This window comes from Bradyrhizobium sp. SZCCHNR2028 (assembly GCF_032380995.1).
Classification (GTDB): Bacteria; Pseudomonadota; Alphaproteobacteria; order Rhizobiales; family Xanthobacteraceae; genus Bradyrhizobium.
The window spans coordinates 161,640-178,717 of sequence record NZ_JAUHJF010000001.1 but is presented as its reverse complement, the minus strand read 5'-3'; the positions used below and the strand labels follow the sequence as shown (position 1 = coordinate 178,717).

Here is a 17,078-nt window from a genome sequence, read left to right as displayed (position 1 = left end):
TTCCCGTGATGCGTTACTCACGGCGGCAATTGTTTCCGCTCGCGCTCGTGCCCCTGCTGGTGAAGCCCGCGCTCGCAGCCGACCTCCAAGAGACAATTGCGGGCATCGAGGCTGACGGCGGCGGGCGGCTCGGCGTGGCGCTGCTGGACACCGCGAGCGGCGCGCTCAACGGCCACCGGCTCGACGAGCGGTTCCCGATGTGCAGCACCTTCAAGGCGGTGCTGGCGGCCGCGATCCTGACCAAGGTCGATGCCGGCGCCGAGCAGCTGCGCGCGCCGCATTCCGATCGCGCAAGGAGACATCCTGTCCTATGCGCCGGTGACCAAGGCCTATGTGGGGACGTCGGGCCTGTCGGTCGGTGAATTGTGCGAGGCGACCGTGACGCTCAGCGACAACACGGCGGCGAACCTGCTGCTGGCGTCGCTCGGCGGTCCGACCGGACTGACCCGCGCCATCCGCGGCTTCGGCGACGCCATCACCCGGCTCGACCGCATCGAGCCCGAGCTCAATGAAAGCGTGCCGGGCGATCCCAGGGACACCACGACGCCGGCGGCGATGGCGCAGACCTTGGCGAAGCTGACGACCGGCAACGCGTTGTCGGCCGCGTCGCGCGATGTCCTGAACGGCTGGCTGACCGGCTGCAAGACGGGCGCCGCCAAGTTGCGCGCCGGCCTGCCCGCGTCATGGCGCGTCGGCGACAAGACCGGTTCCGGCGAGCGCGGCAGCAGCAACGATGTCGCGGTGATCTGGCCGACGGGACGCGCGCCGGTGATCGTGACGAGCTATCTCACGGAGACCAAGGCCAGCGACGACAAGCGCAACGCGGTTCACGCGGCGGTCGGCCGAGCCGTCGCCAGCGCGCTCGGGGCCTGAGCCGCCGCCTCGCGATAGATCGCGGCGATCGCGTCGAATCCGGTGCGCAGCTGGCGCATCTCGCGGCCGGCGAGGCGCACGCCGAGACCGGCGCTATCCGGCAGCAGGCTCGCCGCAGCGTAGAGGGCGCCGATGCAGGACAGCGCATCGGCGAGACGCCGGCGGAGCGCGGTGAGATCGTGCGTCGGGGGCAGCATCAGCACGGCCGAGCCGAACGCGCGATGGCCCTTGAAGACGGCGACATCAGGATCGCACAGCTGCATGCGGTCGATCAGGAGCGGCTCCTCGCCCGTCCGGCGCACGACGAGCGTGGAGTCGAGCTCGCGGAACAAGCGCCCCTGCCCGTCCGGGTCATGCATCGTGAAGGCGTCGGTCACGAGCGCCGATGCATCGGCGGCGCAGTCCAGGTCGAGCACTTGGCACAAGGCCGCCTCGGGAAACAGGATGCGCGGCTCGGGTCGGTAGTCGAGCGACGCGCCGGCCGCGACGCGCAGCAACACCTGCTCCACCGCCCGCACGCCCGGCTCGGCGCGATACACTGACGTTGCGCCCTGCGTCGTCACGCAGGCCGCCGCACCCGGGCCAAGCGTGAACCGTTGCGTCAGCCGGTCCTCGCCATGCACCGCGCCACTGCCGGTCTGCAGAATCACGCTGAGGAGATCGGGCCGCGCCGGGTCGGTGTGGAAGCTGCGCGTCAGCACGAACGGCCAGGCGAACAGCCGGCGGTCGATCACGGTGCGGCCGCCGCGCCGGACGAAGCTCAGGTCAAGCCGCGGCTGCTCTATGGGAACGCCATCGGTCACGTGCGGAACAGCACCTCGCGCTCGAGCAGGTCGACGATCGCTTCAACGCCCTCGCCGCGCCGGCAGTTGGTCAAGAGCACCGGCCGGCCGCCGCGCACATCGGTGGCCTCGCGCTGCATGCGGGCGAGATCGACGCCGACATGAGGGGCGAGATCGACCTTGTTGATGACGAGCAGATCGGCGCGGATCACGCCGGGACCGCGCTTGCGCGGGATGTCGTCGCCGCCGGCGACGTCGATCACGAACATCCAGAAATCGGTGAGGTCGCGCGAGAACGTCGAAGCGAGGTTGTCGCCGCCGCTCTCCAGCAGGATCAGCTCGACGCCGGGAAAGCGCCGCTCCAATTCGTCGGCGGCCTCGATGTTGAGCGTCGGGTCCTCGCGGATCACGGTGTGCGGACAGGCGCCGGCCTCGACCGCCGAGACTCGTTCGGGATCGATCAGGCCGGAGCGGCGGACGCGCTCGGCATCCTCGGCGGTGACGAGATCGTTGGTGATGACCGCGATGTCGATGCCGCGCGCCTGCAAAGCCGGGATCAGGCGTTCGACCAGGGCGGTCTTGCCGGAGCCGACCGGGCCGCCGATACCGACGCGCGCGGCGGTCATCGGCTGATCGACGCGCGTGAGAGCGAGACGGCTCATCGCAGCATGAACCTTCTGGCGAGCGGCACCGTGGTGGCCGGCGGGCACATCAGCAGCTTGCCGTCGGCGCGCACCTCGAAAGTCTGCGGATCGACCTCGACATGCGGCATCGCCGCGTTTCTGATCATGTCGGTCTTGCGCAAACGGCGGACGTTCTTGATCTGCACGGTCTCACGTCCAAGCCCGAGCTTGCGGCGAATGTCGGCCTCGACCGCGAGCTTTGACATGAAGTTGACGCCGAGCCGCTGGGGCGCCGCGCCGAGCGCGCCCCACATCCGCTTCTGGATCATCGGCTCCGACAGCCCGAGGCTGCCATTGCCATCGCCCATCGCCGCCCACACCGGAAAGCCGTTCTTGATCACCATATAGGGCTTGAGGCCGAACGAGGCGCGCGGCCACAGCACGAGATCGGCCATCTTGCCGACCTCGATCGAGCCGACGACGTGATCGATGCCAACGGCGATCGCCGGGTTGATCGTGAGCTTGGCGATGTAGCGCTTGATTCGCTCATTGTCGGCGCGATCAGTCGCCTCCTCCGGCAGCCGGCCGATGCGGTCCTTCATGACGCTGGCGAGCTGCCAGCATTTGGCGACGTTCTCGGCGAGCCGGCCCATCCCCTGCGTGTCCGTGCCGAAGATCGAGATCGCGCCCATGTCGTGGAGGAAATCCTCCGCCGCCATCGACTGCGCCCGCACCCGCGCCTCGCCGAACATGACGTCCTCGGGCGCATTGTAGTTGAGCTGATGACAGATCATCGTCATCGGCACGCCCTCCTCCATGCCATAGGAGGTGTAGGGATTGGTCGGGTTGGTCGAGGACGGGATCACGTTGGGCCACGACACGACCTTGAGCAGGTCGGGCGCATGGCCGCCGCCGGCGCCCTCGACGTGGTACATGTGGATGGTGCGGCCATCGACCGCCGCCATGGTGTCCTCGCAGAAGCCGTATTCATTGATCGAGTCGGTATGCAGATGGACGGCGAAATCGTTGCGGTCCGCCGCGATCAGGCTCTTGTCGATCACGTCGGGCGCGGCGCCGAAATCCTCGTGGATCTTGACCGACATGCCACCGGCGGCGACCGCCTCCTCGACCGCTTCGGGATTGGAGCCGCCACGGCCGAACAGCGCGTAGTTCAGCGGCGAGAACTCGATCGATTTGAGGAAATGGCCGAAGTTCGGCCCCGAGCCGCTGCCGACGTCGAACACAGGCCCCGAGCCGTTGCCAACCAGGGTCGTGGTGCCGCCGGCCAGCGCATGATCGGACTGCTCCGGCGAGATCAGATGCGCGTGGCTCTCGATCGCGCCCGCAGTGACGATGAACGGGCCGCCGGCGATCGGCGCGGTGGTGTGTCCCACCACCATGTCCGGATGCACGTCCGGCATCACGTCGGGGTTGCCGGCCTTGCCGATGCCGACGATGCGACCGTCGCGAATGCCGATGTCGGCCTTCACGATGCCGGCGACGGCGTCGACGATGGTGGCGTTCTTGACGACGACGTCGAGGATCTTGTGGGACGACGTGCGGTGGCCGGCGATGGCCTCGCCGTCGCGCAAATTCTTGCCGGCGCCGACCAAAAGCTCATGACCGTAGGTCGTGTAGTCGTGCTCGATCTCGGCGAGCAGGCTGGTGTCGGCGAGCCGGATCAGATCGCCCTTGGTCGGGCCGTACAGTTCGGCATAGGCGCGGCGGGTCAGCGTGGCCATGGTCGTCAGGCTCCCAGATAGCCGCGCGACTGCGCGAGCTTCAACGCGGCCTCGCGCGCACCGGCGGCATCGAGCGGGCCGTTGACGAGCCCGGCCTGGCCCCGCACGATCCGGTCGCCGGTGATCGGCACGAGGCGTACCGATTTGGTGACACCAGGCTCGAAGCGGACGCCGAGTCCCGCCGGACGATCGATCTTCATGCCCCAGGCGGCGGCGCGGTCGAACAACAGCGCGCGATTGACCTCGAAGAAATGGGTGTGGCTGCGCACCTGGATGTCGCGGTCGCCGGTGTTGACGACGTCGAGCGTGACCGCCGGCAGCGCAGTGAACATGTCGATGTCGCCGGAGCCTTCGATGATCTCGCCGGGCACGATGTCATCGGCGACGGCGCCCTCCGCCGGCTGGATCGGCTCGAACAGCGCCATCACCTTGGTGCCCTCGGCGAACATCAGCTCGACATAGAGCATCGGGATCATCTGGGCGACGCCGGGTTCGACATCGTCGGTGGTGAGCAGCCGTCCCGCCATGTCGCGGATCTCCGCATAGGGCAGATTGCGGCGCGCCGCGGTCATCACCTCGTCGGTGATGTAGGCCACGGCCTCGGGATGGCTGAGCCTGATGCCGAGCAAGCGGTTGCGCCGCGCCATCTGCGCGGCGTTGAAGATCACGAGACGATCCATCTCGGTCGGCGACAGGTTCATCATGGCGCAACCTCTCAGGTCGTGAACATGCGCACGTGCCGCAGCGGACCGCGCGACACGGCGATGTCGATGAAGGGCGTGAAGCTCGACGGCATGGGGTCATCGTCGGGCGTATCGGCCAGCAAATCGGAGAGCAGCGCGCGGGCGCGCGCGAGGCTGCGCTGGGAGTCGATGTGGCCGATCAGGCCGAGCCGCACGGCGGCGCTGACGAGACCGGTGATGAGCGTCCAGCCGGAGACGAGCTCGGCGGCGGCAAGGCCGAGACCGGCATCACGGCCGGCAATGGCTTGCACGACGGCGAGATGGCCGAGCCGGGCATCCGCCGAGACGCACGCGCGATAGGACACGGACAAGGGACCGGCGAGCTTGACCCAGACGCCGAGCAGCGCCCTGCCCGCGCGCCGCGAGCCGTCGCGCATCTCGGCCGACGGCGTGGTCGCCGCGGCAAGGCGATCGACGGTGGCGATGGCGGCGGTGTCGCAGGCGCGCCAAGCGCGGCGCAGCAGGATGCGGTCCATGCTGGCCCAGCGCTGCTGCAGATGATCGGCGATGACGCCATCGAGATCGTCGCGGTTCGACAGCAGGCCGTCGGCGGCGAGGCCCTCGATGCCCCACGAGAAGGCGAAGCCGCCGGCTGGAAACGCGCTGTCGCCGAGTTGCAGCAGCGCCAGCGCCTCGGCACGATCAAACATGATCGCGCTCCACGACCTCGCCGGACTCGAGCAGCGGCTGTATGCGGGCGCGATAGGTCTCGAGCGGCGCATCGAGCAGCACGACGAGACAATCGTCTTCGAAGCGAACCCGCCAATGCAGATTGCCGGCATGCCAGCCGAGCTTGAGCGCGCTGGCCGGATCGCGCGGCGCGAGGTGCCAGACCCTCTGCTCGCCGAAACGGGCGATGATGGCGCGATCGGAGTCCAGATAGAGCAGCGCGCCGTCGATCAGCTCCTCGTCGCGATCGAGGCTGACCGCGCAATCGGTGCCGCGATCAGTGGTCAGGCGGAAGCGCTTGCGGCCGGCATCGGCGGGCGGCACGAACAACAGCTCGATGCCGCCGCGATGCTCCAGGGCGTGCAACTGCCGGGCATAGGCCTTGTCGTCGGCGCGTCCAATGATGCCGTGCAGACGGAGCATCGGCGTTGGTCCTCTTTGTTCGTCAGTTCTCGGCGTTGGGGCCTCATGGTTCGAGACGCCCGCCAAGTGGCGGGCTCCTCACCATGAGGGTTGAGAGTTTCGCGGTGCGTTAGCTTCGCTGCGAGTTTCCTCCCGCCACACCCACCGCCCTCGTCCTGAGGAGCCCGCCGCAAGGCGGGCGTCTCGAAGGACAATTTGTTTGCTGAAGTACCTCCGCGCCCTACCGCAGCGTCGCCGAGACCTCCTGCGAGGTCACGAGAATGACCTCGCCGTCGAGGATCGGCTTGGCGATGCCGAAGAAGGTCGCCACCGCGGCGGAGCCGTTGTGGCGGTCCATCGCGGCCTTGTCGGCGAAGCGCTCGTAGGTCGTGAACAGACCGGGCTCGGTCTCGCTCTGCGAGATGAAGAACCCGATCGTCTCCGGCTCGTTGGCCGCGACATGGGCCGCGACCGCAACGAGGGCATCGCGCATCGTGGCCTCGTGTCCCGCCTTGGCCCTGATGACCGCGGTGATGGTGATCATCAGAACGTCTTCCAGTCGCCGTCGGCCTCGAACGCGCTCGCCGCCTGGTAGATCGTGGACTCGCCATAGTCCTTGCCGATCAGCATCAGGCCGACCGGCAGGCCGTCCGACAAGCCGCACGGCAAGGTCATCGCCGGATGGCCTGTCACGTCGAACGGGCTGGTCGTCGCGGTCATCTCGAAGGCGCGCTGCACGACCTCGGCGAGCGGCGCATCCTTGGCCGGGATCGGCGTCGCAACGCAGGGCAAGGTCGGCATCAGCAGGAGATCATAGGAGCCGAACATCGCGTCATAGGCCGCCTTGGCCTGAATCGCGATGTTGCGCGACTTGGCGTAGTAGCGGCCGCGGTAGTGCTCGAGACCCCACTGCCCGACCAGCATGGTCAGCTTCAACGTCACCGACAGATCGTCGGCGCGGGTGCGCCAGCCGGAATGCGCATCGAGCAGGCCGACGTCGTAGAGACCCTTCCAGTTGAAGCCCATGCCGTTGCCGAGCATCATCTGCACCAGGAAGCCTTCGAGCGTGATCGGATTCCACGCCGCCAGCGCATGCATGTGCTCGGGGATCGAGACCTCGGACACCGAGGCGCCCAGCTTGGCGAAGCGCTCGGCGCCGGCCTTGACCTTGCTGACGACGCCCTCTTCCATGTTCGGCGCGCTGAAGCCCTCCTTGAGCACGCCGATCTTGAGGCCCTTGACGCCCTTGCCGAGCGCCTCGGTGTAGGCGGAGACCTTCGGCGCATATTGCCTGGGATCGAGCCCGTCGGCGCCGGCCAGCACTTCGAGCAGCAGCGCATTGTCGGCAACCGACTTGGTCATCGGGCCGGTGTGGTCGATCGTCGACTCGATCGGCATCACGCCGGTGTAGGGCACGAGACCGTGGGTCGCCTTCATGCCGTAGATGCCGCAATAGGACGCGGGGATGCGGATCGAGCCGCCCTGGTCGCCGCCGATGGACATGTCGACCTCGCCGGCCGCCACCAGCGCGGCGCTACCCGAGGACGAGCCGCCGGCCGAATAGCCCATCTTCCAGGGATTGTGCACCGGCGCGGGATTGGAAGTGTGGCTGCCGCCGGACAGGCAGAAGTGTTCGCAGACCGCCTTGCCGACGATGGTGCCGCCGGCATCGAGGATGCGGGAGACGATGGTGGCATCGGCGGCGGGAATGAAACCCTCGAGCGTGGTCGATCCGTTCATCATCGGCACGCCGGCGAGCGCGACGTTGTCCTTCAGCACCACGGTGCGGCCTGCGAGCTTGCCGCCCGCTGCGCCCTTGACGTCGGTCTTGATCGCCCAGGCGTTGTACTTGTTCTCCTTCGCCGGCGGCTTGGCGCCGGGCGTGCGCGGATATTTCACCGGCGGCAGCGGGTTCGGCAGCTCATCGATGATGTCGTACTGATCGAACATGCCGCCCATCAGCGACAGATATTCGGCGGCCTCCTCGACCGTCATGTTCATGTGCAGGCTGGCGGCGAGATCGGCGACTTCCTCGGCATTCGGGCGTTTGATGGACATGAGTCATCCTTTCTTGTGAGGACAAGCTGGGCAGAGACAGCAAATTGTCAGTTCAATGGGCCGGCGCAGCGCGCCGGTAGATTCTAGCTCGGGACCATCTGACCTTCCCGGGCCAGCAGAGTCTCACGGTCGAGCTCCTCGGTGATGCGCCCCTTCTGGATGTGCAGGATGCGATCCGACAACGACGTGATGAATTCGAGGTTCTGCTCGACCACGATCAAAGACATCTTCCAGCGCATCTTCAGCGCCAGCAGGGTCTCGATGATCTCCTCGATGATCGACGGCTGGATACCCTCGGTCGGTTCGTCCAGCAGGATCAGCCTCGGCTTGGTGCAGAGGCAGCGCGCCAGCGCCAGCAGTTGCTGCTCGCCGCCGGACAGCGCGCCGCCGCGACGATCGAGCAGCCGGACCAGCCGCGGGAAATCCTGCAGCACGGCATCGATGACGCTGCGGTCTTCCTTGGGCGCGGATGCGAGGCCCATGCGCAGATTTTCCATGACCGACAGGTCCGGGAAGATCTCGCGGCCCTGGGGCACAAGGCCGATGCCGAGCCGCGAGCGCTCATGCGGCTTCAGATGCGTGATGGTCTTGCCGGCGAACACGACCGAGCCGTCGGTGGTCGGCAGATGCCCCATCAGCGTGCGCAGCGCGGTGGTCTTGCCCATGCCGTTGTGACCGAGAATGCCGAGATACTCGCCATCGGCCACCGTCATGTCGATGCCGAACAGGATCGGGATCCGGCCGTAGCCGGATTTGAGCCCCTTGACCTCGAGGAGCGTGCTCATGCGGCCACCTTCTTGCCGAGATACACGTCGCGCACGCGCTGGTCGGCGAGCACCTTGTCGACGGTGTCCTCGACCAGCACGCGGCCCTGGTGGAACACGGTCACGCGCTTGGCGATCTGCTTGATGAACTCCATGTCGTGCTCGACCACGACAATGGCGCGGGTCTGGTTGATCTCGCGGATGATCGCCGCGGTGTGGAAGGTCTCCTCGTCGGTCATCCCCGCGGCGGGCTCGTCGAGCAGGATCAGCTCCGGCTCGGCGGCGAGCACCATGCCGATCTCGACCCATTGCCGCTGGCCGTGCGACAGGGTGGCGACGATGCTGTCGGCGTAGTCGGTCAGCCGGATCATCTCGAGCACGGCATTGACCGCCGGACCCTGCTGGCGCGGCGTCGCCTTGCGGCGCACCGCCATCCAGATGTTCTCGCGCACCGAGAGGCCGTTGAACACATTCGGGACCTGGGTCTTGATGCCGATCCCCATCCGCGCGATCTCGTGCGACAGCTTGCCCGCGATCGGCATGCCACGGAATGCGATGCTGCCCGACGTCGGCACCAGTTGTCCGGTCAGCGTCTTGAAGAACGTGCTCTTGCCGGCGCCGTTCGGGCCGATCAGGCAGCGCAGCTCCATCTCCTGAAGCGTGAAGGTGATGTCGTCATTGGCGACCACGCCGCCGAAGCGCATCGTCAGGTGCTCGGCCTTGAGCAGAGGAACCAGGTCCGCCATGTCATTCGGCTCCTGCGGGATGCGGCGCCGCCGCTGGCTGCATCGGGGGACCGCCGGTCTTCTTCCTGTCCGGCATCAGCCGCATCACAAGATCGCGGGCGGTCGGCACCATGCCCTTCGGCAGCAGCAGCACGAAGATCACCAGCACGCCGCCGAGCACGAGGTTGGAGTTCAAGAGCTGCTGCGAGCCGATATAGGCGACGATGTATTCGATCACGACGCAGCCGATGATCGGACCGAGCAAGGTGCCGAGACCGCCGACCGTGATCCAGATGATGATCTCGGCCGACAGCGACAGACTGAAGATGGTGGGGCTGACAAAGGCGCCCCAGTTGACGTAGAGCGCGCCGGCAAGGCCCGCGATCGCGCCTCCGAGGATGAAGGTGAGGCACTTCACGAGCCGCGGATCATAGCCGAGCAGCGACGCCCGCACCTCGTTCTCGCGCACGGCGACGATGACCCGTCCCGCAGGCAACGCTAGCAGCAGCCGCAACATCAGGAACACGGCCAGCAGCACGCCGGCGGTGGTCCACCACGACTGCTCCGGCGACAGCACCGTCGATGGATCGAACGGCATGTTGAAGGTCGGCACCGCCGGCATGCCGTTGAAGCCGCCGAGCAGCGCCTTGCCGATCTTGTAGGCGTCGCCCGAGGTCGAGTTGACCGAGTTGAACAGGATCAGCGTGACCGTCAGCGTGATGACGCCGAGATAGACGTCGGAGATGCGGCCGAAGAAGATGAAGTAGCCGAGGATCGCTGCGAACAGCGCCGGGATCACGATCGCCAGCAGGATTGCAGGCGTCGAATCCTGGAAGTTGATGGCTGCGATCGCATAGGCGTAGCCGCCGAGGCCGAAGAAGGCGGTCTGCCCGAACGACAGGATGCCGCCATAGCCCCAGATGAAGGCGAGGCTCAGCGCCAGCACCGACATCGCGGCAAACAGCGTCAGCTGCATCAGGGCGAACAGCTCGATCACGCTCGGCACGATCGCAATCGCCACGATGGCAAGGACGATCGCACCCATCTGGCCCGCAAGACGGGACTGCTTGGGCATCACAGGTTCCCCTTGAAGAAGCGCCCGGAGATGCCCTGCGGCAGCAAGCGGATCAGCACGATCGCGGTGGTGAAGACGATGACCTCGCCATAGACAGGCGTGGTGACGTAGGCGCCGATCTGGTTGACCGAGCCGAACAGGCTTGCCGCGGACAGCGTGCCGGAGAGGATCGCCGCGCCGCCCCCGACCACGGTCATGAAGGCTTTTGCGACATAGGCACCGCCCATCACCGGGGTGATGCCTGACACCGGCGCCAGCAGGCCGCCGGCGAGGCCCGTCACGGCCGCACCGAGCGCGAAGGTGCTCATGTAGACGCGGGCTGGATTGACGCCGAGCGTGGCCGCCATCGCCGGGTTCTGCATCGTCGCGCGGGCGACCAGGCCGAAGCGGGTGTAGCGCATCACGCCGTAGATGATCGCCATCATGACGGCCGCCATCAACACAAGGAACAGCGTGTAGTAGCTCGACTGGTACGATCCGATCGAGAAGCCGCCGAGCGGCGTCGGCACGCCCTGCTGGGTGTTGCCGTAGATCGTCGTGATGATCCCGATGATCAGGAGGCTGAGGCCCCAGGTCGCGAGCATCGAATCGACGAGGCGGCCGTAGAGAAAGCGGATCAGGCAGCGCTCGATGACGAGGCCGACGATGCCGACGAACAACGGCGCGATGATCAACATCGCGATCCAGATGTTCACCCCGGCATTCGCCGAAATCACCGTCGCATAGGCCCCCAACATGATGAACTCGCCATGGGCGAGATTGATGATCTTCATCATGCCGAAGATGATCGCCAGTCCCAGGCACAGCAGGAACAGCGAGGAGATTCCATTGAGGACGTCGAGCGCGAGGATGACGTAGATCGCCATGCGTCAGGTCTTTCAGGGCAGTCCAGTGAAACCGGGCCCCGCCGGACGGCGGGACCCGGCAGGCGTCAGAGATTGATGATGTACTGCTTGACGTCGTTCGGGTTCTTGACGAGGTCGCAGACACCAGCCGTGTCCGCTGGCTTGGCGTCGGTATAGGTCTCCAGCACCGACCATTTGCGATCCTTCACCTCGGCGAGGAACGCATTGCGGACCGTGTGATGCGTCGGCTTGTCCAGCGAGACCTTGCCGCTCGGACCATCGAAGACGAGGCCGCTTTCGAGCGCCTCGATCACCTTCATCCGATCGATGCTGCCGGCCTTCTTGACGCCCTCGGCCCACAGCATCACGCCTTCATAGGTGCACGAGGCGAGCTCGCTGATATAAGGCGAATCCGGATGCGCCTTCTTGATCTTCTCGACGAAGCTCTTGGAGGCCGGCGTGGTGAGTTCCTCGAAATAGCCGTAGGCGCCGATGATGGCGTCGCTCTCGGCGGCATCGAGCGTCGAGGGCTCGTTGACGAGGCCGAAGGTGGTCGAGGCGATCGGGATCTTCCCCTTCATGCCGGCCGCGGTCCACTGCCGGTAGAACGCCGTGTGGTTGCCGCCGACCAGCGCCGACAGGATGAGGTCGGGCTTGGCCGCCTGGATCTTCGAGATGGTGGAGCCGAAATTGGTGACGTCGAGCGGGAAAAAGTCGGTCGAGAGGATCTCGCCGCCATTGTCCTTGCAGTATTTGGTCATCCACTTCGCGGTAATCTGACCGTAATTGTAGTCGGCCGCGATGATGTAGGCCTTCTTGCCGGACTTCTTCATCGCGCTCGGCACAAGCTTCTCCACCGTCTGCGCCGGCGTCGTGCCGGTGCAGAAGGTGTTGCGGTCGCAGACGCCGCCTTCGTACAACGTGTTGTAGAAATACAGCACCTTGAAGCGGTCGAAGGTCGGCCGGATCGCCTCGCGCGAGGCCGAGGTGATTCCGCCGTGAACGACGTCGACCTTGTCCTTCACCGCCAGTTGCTGGGCGTATTGCGAGTACATCTGGATGTTGGACTGGGTGTCGTAGTGGATCACCTTCAAGGGCCGTCCGAGCAGGCCGCCCGCGGCGTTGATCTCCTCAACAGCAAGCTGCAGCGCATAGACCATCGGCGTGCCGGAGGTGCCGATGGGACCGGACTGGTCGTGCAGGCTGCCGACCGTGATCGGGTTCTCGGCCGCGAGCGCACCCGAGCGCAGCACGGCGGGTGCCGCGATCAATGTCGATGTCGCGATGGCCGAGCGTTGCAGGAAACGACGTCGGGAGAGAGTCATAGAGGTCCCCATGGGTTGATGATGCCGGTTCATGATCCGCTATAAATTTAAAATGACAATATTTGAAAAGGCAAGTGTTTTTAGGAAGCGCCCTGCGCTAACGCGACGCGACGACCGCGAAGTCGTAGCCGTCCAGCTCGGCGAGATGGATCGGGTGGCGTCCGCCAACCACCGGCTGCGCCTCGTTGCCGCGCGCCGTGCGCCGCTGCAGCGTGCGTCCGTAGAAGCGCCTGAGGTTGCGGGCGTCGAAGCTCTCGGCGCGCTCGATCAGCGCGGCGAGCGCGTGAATGCCCTCGTAGCAGGATTCGCCGTAGCCGTTGGGCGGCGGCGGATTGTCGCCGAATGCCGTGTAGTAGCGCTCGAGGAACGCGCCGTTGTTGCGCGACCGCAGCGAGGCGAAATAGCTCGACGCCACGTAGACGTTCTCGGTCTCGCTGCTGTCGAGTCCATAGACGATGGTCTCGTCGAAGGCCGAGGAGAAGCGCAGAACGTGGCGGCTGAGCCCGGCGGCGCAGAAGGCGCGGCTGAAGGCGATGCAGTCGAAGCCGAGAAAGACCGGCAGCACCACGTCGCTGCGCGTGGTCTTGATGCGGTCGAGCATCTCGTCGAAATCGTGGACGCCGACCGGCACGTAGCATTCGCCGGTCACCGTGCCGCCGAAGCGCGCGATCAGCCGCTTGGCGATCTGCAGCGACGAGCGCGGCCAGATGTAGTCGTTGCCGCAGAGGAAGAACCGCCTGGCGCGCTTGACCTCCGAGAGCCACTGCACCGCCGGCCCCAGCAATTCGCCGGCGGTCTCGCCCGTGGTCATCACGTCGCTGTTCGCCGACAGGCCTTCGAACTGGGGCGTGTAGACGAACGGCACGCGGCCGCGCGCGGCTTGCGCGACAGGATCGCGCGCGTAGCTCGGCAGCATGCCGACGAGGCCGTCGACGGCGAGCTCGTCGACCGCCTCGACCGCAGCCCGGCCCGCACTGGCGGCGGTCGCGCCGGCGTCGATCACGATCAGCTCGACCTGTCGGCGGCGGATGCCGGCGGCCTGGTTCAGCTCGGTCACGGCCAGCCGCCCGCAGGCTTCGGCGGAGGGCGCCCACAACCCTGCCGAGCCGCGCTGAGGAATGATCAGGCCGATCCGAACGCTGCGCAAACGTGCCGCCTCTGCTGTTGCAGAGGAATTGCACTCACGAATCGTGCCAAGCGCGTTTTGGCGTCATCGGGGTCGTTCGTGTACCAAAGATCGCCGATTTTGGTTCTGGAACCTGACGCTGGTCAAAACATCGGCGCGTCATCGCCCACTCCTTGGGCAGCCGCTACCGTGGCCTTGATGTCTCACCGTGGCCCGCGACTCACGGCGCGGTGGCGAGCGTCTTGCTCATTGGATAGGAGGCCGCGGTGCCGAACTTGCCGGCGGGCACGCCGACATCGGCGTAGCCGCGGGCAAGATAGAATCGGTGCGCCGTTTCGGTGCTGAGCAGCGCGACGTCGCGGGCGCCCAGTGCCATCGCCCGGCGCTCCAGCTCCGCCAACAGCGCCGAACTGATTCCACGAAAGCGCGCCTGCGGCGACACGTAGTTGGCCGTGATCTCGCCGGGGTGCGCGAGCCCGCCGACGGCGAGAATCGCCCCCTCCTCGACCGCCACCAACAGCGACCGGCCTTGCCCGTCGGCCCAGGTCGCGACGTTGTCCGGCGTCTTGTTGGCGAGCCAGCGGCCAAGGATGTCGGGATCGCCGCGGTGATCAGCCACGCACAGTTGGATGATGGATGCCCGCAGCATCTCGCAGGCCGCCGTTGCGTCTTCCGGTGTCGCATCGCGAATGACCATTCAATCCCTCTCTCGAACGGAGGGAACGCGATGCGCTCCTGCTACTCGCGCTTGCCCTGCACCCAGCTTTCGAGCATCTGCAGCGCCGAGGCGCGGTCATCGTCGGAGGCCTTGGCGAAGGCGCGGTTGTAGCTCTCCTTGATCCAGGCTTCGTCCGCACCGGCGCTGTCGCGCGCCAAGGTGAGCCACATCAGGCCGCGCGCCGGCTGGCGCGGCAGCCGGTCGCCGTTGAACAGCATCTGGCCGAGCAGCGCCTGGGCCTGATGCTGGCCCTTCTGCGCGGCGAGGCCAAGCCAGCGCGCGCCATAGCGGAAGTCGTCGCGCGAGGCATCCGCCGTCTTCAGGTACATCCGCGCCAGGTCGTATTGGGCGTCGGCATTGCCGAAGTAGGACGCCGCATAGGAGAACATCTCCCGCGCGCGATCCGGATCGGCCTTCACCTTCGTGTTGGGGATGCCGCTCAGGTAATAGCGGCCAAGCGCGACAAAGGCATTGGCGACGATCTGCGCCTGCGGCGCCGACGGACTGTCCTCCGCATGCGCATTGGCGATGCGGCTGAAATAGTCGAAGGCGCGCATGTCATCCCGCGCAACGCCATCGCCAGCCGCATACATGCGGCCGAGCTTGAACTGCGCAACCGGGTGACCTTCCTCCGCCGCGTATTGCAGCGCCGTCAGCGACTGCGTGGGCGACGTGGAGGACGTGGTCGCAGGCAACGCCTTGCGCAGCGCGCCGGCCTGAGCTCCAGCCACGGGGATCGCCGGCTCCTGGTTGACCGGAGCGCCATCGAACGCGAACGATGGCGTCGGCAACGCGAGCGGGGCAACCCCCAGCATCAATGCGAAAATGATCCGATCAGATGTCCGCATAGCAATACTTCTCTTGCGCACCACCTGGGTGAGTCACGGCGCCCGCCACGGCCGGCCCCACCTGCTGGGCATATTTCCAAAGTGCACCTGACGTGTGATGCGTCTCACGCGGCGTCCACTTGGTCTTGCGTGTCGCCAGCTCGGCATCGCTCAACTTCACGTTAAGGATACCCGCCTCGGCGTCGATCTCGATGATGTCGCCATCCTCGACCAGAGCGATCGTTCCGCCGACCGCCGCCTCTGGTCCGATGTGGCCGATGCAGAAGCCGCGGGTCGCGCCCGAGAACCGGCCATCGGTGATGAGCGCGATCTTGCCGCCCATGCCCTGCCCGGTCAGCGCCGCCGTCGTCTGCAGCATTTCCCGCATGCCCGGACCGCCGCGCGGCCCCTCGTAGCGAATGACGATCACCTCGCCTTCGCGATAGGTGCGCTTCTGGACGGCGTCAAAGGCGTCCTCTTCCCGATCAAAGCAGCGGGCCGGCCCAGAGAATTTCAAGTTCGACATGCCCGCGACTTTCACGATCGCGCCCTCCGGCGCGAGATTGCCTTTCAGACCGACGACACCCCCGGTTGCAGTGATCGGCTGGTCGGCCGGCCTCACCACGTCCTGGTGCGGATTCCACTTCACGCCTTTGAGGTTTTCGGCGATCGTCCGGCCGGTGACTGTGAGGCAGTCGCCGTTCAAATAGCCATGGTCGAGCAACGTCTTCATCAAGAGCGGAATGCCACCAGCCTCGAACATGTCTTTGGCGACATAGCGGCCACCCGGCTTCAAATCCGCGATATAAGGTGTCTTTTTGAAGATTTCGGCGACGTCGAATAAGTCGAACTTGATGCCCGCCTCGTGTGCAATCGCAGGTAGATGCAGCGCAGCATTGGTCGACCCGCCGGACGCCGCCACAACCGCAGCGGCATTCTCCAGGGATTTTCGCGTGACGATGTCGCGCGGGCGGATATTGGCGGCGATCAGCTCCATGACCTGTTCGCCAGCCGTCATGCAGAACGAATCGCGGATTTCGTAAGGCGCCGGGGCGCCGGCCGAATAAGGCAGCGCCAGCCCGATCGCCTCGGAGACCGTCGCCATCGTATTGGCCGTGAACTGGGCGCCGCAGGCGCCGGCGGATGGACAGGCGACGCGCTCGAGCTCGTCGAGGTCCTCGTCCGACATCGCACCCACCGAATGCTTGCCGACGGCCTCGAACATGTCCTGCACCGTGACCTGCTGGCCGCGAAAATTGCCCGGCAGAATCGAGCCGCCATAGATGAAGATCGAAGGCACGTTGAGCCGGACCATCGCCATCATCATGCCCGGCAGCGATTTGTCGCAGCCGGCGAGCCCGACCAGCGCATCGTAGGAATGGCCGCGAATCGTCAGCTCGACGGAATCGGCGATCGCCTCGCGCGACGGCAGCGACGAGCGCATGCCGTCATGGCCCATCGCGATGCCGTCGGTCACGGTGATGGTGCAGAATTCGCGCGGCGTGCCGCCCGCATGCGCCACGCCCTTCTTGACCGCCTGGGCCTGCCGCATCAGCGCGATGTTGCAGGGCGCGGCCTCGTTCCAGCACGAGGCGACGCCGACGAAGGGCTGATGGATCTGGGCCGTGGTCAGGCCCATCGCGTAGAGGTAGGACCGATGCGGCGCACGCTCGGGCCCTTCCGTCACATGACGGCTGGGCAGCCTGCGCTTGATGTCGGTCTTCGCGTCCATCGCTGTTCTGGCCTCCCGGTGCTGAGGAGAACGCTAAAATCCTAGAAAT

General features: G+C 66.3%; 17 protein-coding genes and 1 pseudogene. 1 reads left to right on the top strand and 17 read right to left on the bottom strand.

Translation table 11 applies throughout. From position 1 onward, the window contains the following. Window positions 1-8 precede the first annotated feature (8 nt). Window positions 9-873, top strand: a pseudogene (gene bla, locus QX121_RS00850) (class A beta-lactamase). Here bla and QX121_RS00845 read toward each other — a convergent pair. From QX121_RS00845 to ilvD, 17 genes are all read right to left on the bottom strand, one after another. Beyond that, window positions 828-1,676, bottom strand: coding sequence for an urease accessory protein UreD (locus tag QX121_RS00845; RefSeq protein ID WP_315810920.1), 849 nt, complete (start codon window positions 1,674-1,676; stop codon window positions 828-830). The pseudogene bla and the gene QX121_RS00845 overlap by 46 nt on opposite strands. Continuing rightward, window positions 1,673-2,317 carry an urease accessory protein UreG gene (gene ureG / locus QX121_RS00840; protein WP_315810919.1) on the bottom strand — a complete coding sequence of 215 codons (645 nt, stop codon included), beginning with the start codon at window positions 2,315-2,317 and terminating at the stop codon, window positions 1,673-1,675. Before ureG ends, QX121_RS00845 begins: the two co-directional genes overlap by 4 nt. Continuing rightward, the gene (ureC, locus tag QX121_RS00835; RefSeq protein ID WP_315810918.1) at window positions 2,314-4,020 is read right to left on the bottom strand and encodes an urease subunit alpha; all 1,707 of its coding nucleotides are present in this window, start codon (window positions 4,018-4,020) and stop codon (window positions 2,314-2,316) included. Before ureC ends, ureG begins: the two co-directional genes overlap by 4 nt. Before the next feature lie 5 nt (window positions 4,021-4,025). After that, window positions 4,026-4,724 carry an urease subunit beta gene (gene ureB, locus QX121_RS00830; protein WP_315810917.1) on the bottom strand — a complete coding sequence of 233 codons (699 nt, stop codon included), beginning with the start codon at window positions 4,722-4,724 and terminating at the stop codon, window positions 4,026-4,028. 11 nt (window positions 4,725-4,735) lie between these two features. Then, window positions 4,736-5,413: an urease accessory protein UreF gene (locus QX121_RS00825; RefSeq protein ID WP_315810916.1), complete on the bottom strand. Its 678-nt coding sequence runs from the start codon at window positions 5,411-5,413 to the stop codon at window positions 4,736-4,738. Then, window positions 5,406-5,855, bottom strand: coding sequence for an urease accessory protein UreE (gene ureE, locus QX121_RS00820; protein WP_315810915.1), 450 nt, complete (start codon window positions 5,853-5,855; stop codon window positions 5,406-5,408). Before ureE ends, QX121_RS00825 begins: the two co-directional genes overlap by 8 nt. Window positions 5,856-6,075: 220 nt before the next feature. After that, window positions 6,076-6,378 carry a putative quinol monooxygenase gene (locus QX121_RS00815; RefSeq protein ID WP_257164995.1) on the bottom strand — a complete coding sequence of 101 codons (303 nt, stop codon included), beginning with the start codon at window positions 6,376-6,378 and terminating at the stop codon, window positions 6,076-6,078. Beyond that, entirely contained in the window at window positions 6,378-7,892 is a 1,515-nt protein-coding gene (locus QX121_RS00810) for an amidase (protein ID WP_315810914.1), read from the bottom strand. Before QX121_RS00810 ends, QX121_RS00815 begins: the two co-directional genes overlap by 1 nt. Before the next feature lie 83 nt (window positions 7,893-7,975). Continuing rightward, window positions 7,976-8,677 carry an ABC transporter ATP-binding protein gene (locus QX121_RS00805; RefSeq protein ID WP_315780133.1) on the bottom strand — a complete coding sequence of 234 codons (702 nt, stop codon included), beginning with the start codon at window positions 8,675-8,677 and terminating at the stop codon, window positions 7,976-7,978. Beyond that, a complete protein-coding gene (locus QX121_RS00800) occupies window positions 8,674-9,402 on the bottom strand; it encodes an ATP-binding cassette domain-containing protein (RefSeq protein WP_315711676.1) in 729 nt (242 codons plus the stop codon). The genes QX121_RS00805 and QX121_RS00800 overlap by 4 nt, the downstream gene beginning before the upstream one ends. Before the next feature lies 1 nt (window position 9,403). Continuing rightward, complete coding sequence (locus tag QX121_RS00795) at window positions 9,404-10,456, bottom strand: branched-chain amino acid ABC transporter permease (RefSeq protein WP_315810913.1); 1,053 nt, start codon at window positions 10,454-10,456, stop codon at window positions 9,404-9,406. Continuing rightward, on the bottom strand, window positions 10,456-11,322 hold the full coding sequence (locus QX121_RS00790; RefSeq protein ID WP_315810912.1) for an ABC transporter permease subunit: 867 nt from the start codon (window positions 11,320-11,322) through the stop codon (window positions 10,456-10,458). The genes QX121_RS00795 and QX121_RS00790 overlap by 1 nt, the downstream gene beginning before the upstream one ends. A gap of 65 nt (window positions 11,323-11,387) precedes the next feature. Continuing rightward, window positions 11,388-12,626 (bottom strand): ABC transporter substrate-binding protein, encoded by a 1,239-nt coding sequence (locus tag QX121_RS00785; RefSeq protein WP_315810911.1) that lies wholly within the window; start codon window positions 12,624-12,626, stop codon window positions 11,388-11,390. A 97-nt stretch (window positions 12,627-12,723) separates the two neighbouring features. Then, complete coding sequence (locus QX121_RS00780; RefSeq protein ID WP_315810910.1) at window positions 12,724-13,773, bottom strand: substrate-binding domain-containing protein; 1,050 nt, start codon at window positions 13,771-13,773, stop codon at window positions 12,724-12,726. A gap of 199 nt (window positions 13,774-13,972) precedes the next feature. Continuing rightward, window positions 13,973-14,449, bottom strand: a complete 477-nt coding sequence (locus QX121_RS00775) for a GNAT family N-acetyltransferase (protein ID WP_315738175.1) — start codon at window positions 14,447-14,449, stop codon at window positions 13,973-13,975. Window positions 14,450-14,490: 41 nt separating this feature from the next. After that, entirely contained in the window at window positions 14,491-15,285 is a 795-nt protein-coding gene (locus tag QX121_RS00770; RefSeq protein ID WP_409999300.1) for a tetratricopeptide repeat protein, read from the bottom strand. Between the two features lie 19 nt (window positions 15,286-15,304). After that, window positions 15,305-17,029 (bottom strand): dihydroxy-acid dehydratase, encoded by a 1,725-nt coding sequence (ilvD, locus tag QX121_RS00765; RefSeq protein WP_315774988.1) that lies wholly within the window; start codon window positions 17,027-17,029, stop codon window positions 15,305-15,307. Window positions 17,030-17,078 lie beyond the last annotated feature (49 nt).

What these genes read in the sequence shown, in the direction of transcription:
- ureG (WP_315810919.1), bottom strand. Translation starts at nt 2,317, where the DNA reads ATGAGCCGTCTCGCTCTCACGCGCGTCGATCAGCCGATGACCGCCGCG.
- ureC (WP_315810918.1), bottom strand. Translation starts at nt 4,020, where the DNA reads ATGGCCACGCTGACCCGCCGCGCCTATGCCGAACTGTACGGCCCGACC.
- ureB (WP_315810917.1), bottom strand. Translation starts at nt 4,724, where the DNA reads ATGATGAACCTGTCGCCGACCGAGATGGATCGTCTCGTGATCTTCAAC.
- QX121_RS00825 (WP_315810916.1), bottom strand. Translation starts at nt 5,413, where the DNA reads ATGTTTGATCGTGCCGAGGCGCTGGCGCTGCTGCAACTCGGCGACAGC.
- ureE (WP_315810915.1), bottom strand. Translation starts at nt 5,855, where the DNA reads ATGCTCCGTCTGCACGGCATCATTGGACGCGCCGACGACAAGGCCTAT.
- QX121_RS00815 (WP_257164995.1), bottom strand. Translation starts at nt 6,378, where the DNA reads ATGATCACCATCACCGCGGTCATCAGGGCCAAGGCGGGACACGAGGCC.
- QX121_RS00810 (WP_315810914.1), bottom strand. Translation starts at nt 7,892, where the DNA reads ATGTCCATCAAACGCCCGAATGCCGAGGAAGTCGCCGATCTCGCCGCC.
- QX121_RS00805 (WP_315780133.1), bottom strand. Translation starts at nt 8,677, where the DNA reads ATGAGCACGCTCCTCGAGGTCAAGGGGCTCAAATCCGGCTACGGCCGG.
- QX121_RS00800 (WP_315711676.1), bottom strand. Translation starts at nt 9,402, where the DNA reads ATGGCGGACCTGGTTCCTCTGCTCAAGGCCGAGCACCTGACGATGCGC.
- QX121_RS00795 (WP_315810913.1), bottom strand. Translation starts at nt 10,456, where the DNA reads ATGCCCAAGCAGTCCCGTCTTGCGGGCCAGATGGGTGCGATCGTCCTT.
- QX121_RS00790 (WP_315810912.1), bottom strand. Translation starts at nt 11,322, where the DNA reads ATGGCGATCTACGTCATCCTCGCGCTCGACGTCCTCAATGGAATCTCC.
- QX121_RS00785 (WP_315810911.1), bottom strand. Translation starts at nt 12,626, where the DNA reads ATGACTCTCTCCCGACGTCGTTTCCTGCAACGCTCGGCCATCGCGACA.
- QX121_RS00775 (WP_315738175.1), bottom strand. Translation starts at nt 14,449, where the DNA reads ATGGTCATTCGCGATGCGACACCGGAAGACGCAACGGCGGCCTGCGAG.
- QX121_RS00770 (WP_409999300.1), bottom strand. Translation starts at nt 15,285, where the DNA reads ATGCTGGGGGTTGCCCCGCTCGCGTTGCCGACGCCATCGTTCGCGTTC.
- ilvD (WP_315774988.1), bottom strand. Translation starts at nt 17,029, where the DNA reads ATGGACGCGAAGACCGACATCAAGCGCAGGCTGCCCAGCCGTCATGTG.